At 65.4% G+C, this 1,456-nt stretch carries 1 protein-coding gene; it reads right to left on the reverse strand.

Annotated elements, in window-relative coordinates:
- Positions 1 to 1,308 (reverse strand): group II intron reverse transcriptase/maturase (gene ltrA / locus DP939_RS45185; protein ID WP_199565863.1); only part of this gene is annotated, 1,308 nt, incomplete at its 3' end.
- Between the last annotated feature and the right edge of the window lie 148 nt (positions 1,309 to 1,456).

Below are 1,456 nucleotides of genomic sequence, written 5' to 3' on the forward strand. Positions count from 1 at the left end.
ACGTCGTTCACCGCCGGCATTCGGCCTCACCCGCCAGTCCTTGAAGGGCCAGGGCGAGACGACGATTCCATACATGCCGATCAGGCCGAGTTCATTCGGCGACAAGGCAACCAGTGTTCGCCAGCCGAACCCCTTGCTGGCACGGCGCCGCTTGCTGATGAACAAAGCGAGCCGCATCCGCGCATATTGCCTGATCTTGCTGAAGCGCTCGGCGGAGTGCCCGTACTTGAAGAAGGCCACCCAGCCACGCAGGAAAAGATTGACCTCTTCGGTAATCGCTTCAGGCCGCAACCGCCTGCGCCGGTCGGTGAGTTGCCGGATCCGGTCACGGGCACGCTGCATGGCCTTGTCCGCGGGCCAGCGGGCGAGGAAGACAAACGGTCGTCTGCCGTTGAAACCGGTCGATCGGACCAGCCGGTGATGGAAGCCGAGAAAGTCGAAGCCTTCCCCGCCCACCTCCAGTCGCAGGATGCGGGTCTTGGCCATCTTGGGCTCCAGCCCCAGCCCGGCCAGCAGTTCGACCAGCCGGGCCAGGGCCCGTTCGGCTTGACTGCGCGACCAGCACATCACCGCGATATCGTCGGCGAACCGGACCATGACCCCGTCTGCTTCGTCCCATGCCCGATCAAGCCGGTGCAGGTAGACGTTGCACATGACGGGTGAAACGACCCCGCCCTGGGGCGTTCCGGTATCCGTTTTACGCACCTGCCCGTCCTCCATCACCCCAGCACGCAGGATCGCGCGCAGGAGTTTCAGGAGCGACCGGTCACAGACGCGTTCCTCGATCGCCTGTATCAACGCATCGTGCGGAATCGCCGAAAAGCAGTTGGCGATGTCCGTCTCGACCACCCATCGGCGTCCCCGCCCGTGCTCGTCCATGAGCACCTGCAGGGCGTCGTGCGCTGAACGTTTCGGGCGGAACCCGAACGAGCATTCCAGCATGTCCGCCTCGAAGACCGGTTCGAACACGATCTTCACGGCGGCCTGCACAACGCGATCACGAACTGCGGGAATCGATAACGGGCGCAACTCCTCCCGCACCCCCGGCTTCGGGATCAGCACCCGCCGCGCGGGCAGCGGACGATAGCGTCCCTCCCGTAGTTCGCAGGCCAACTGGCCGAGCAGCCGGTCCACGCCGTACTCCTCGGCCTTGGCCAGGGTGACCTGGTCGATACCCGGTGCGCCGTTGTTGCCACGCACCGTCAGCCACGCGCGCGCCAGAACGTCTCTGCGGTAGATCTTGTCCATCAGCGCGTGGAATCGACGCCCGGGCTCGGCCTTGGCCGCCCGGTAGAGCGTGTGCTGCAAGGCTCGGACCGGATCTCGCGGAGAACGTCCACCAGATCCACCAGCGGCGGGGATAGCCGAAACGGCACTCACCGGGCCCCTCCTCAACATCGCACGCATCGACGAAGCAGTGGCCCTTCCCATCGCCGCCGGTTGTGTTGTCCGGTCG

It is taken from the genome of Spongiactinospora rosea, assembly GCF_003315795.1.
Lineage (GTDB): Bacteria > Actinomycetota > Actinomycetes > Streptosporangiales > Streptosporangiaceae > Spongiactinospora > Spongiactinospora rosea.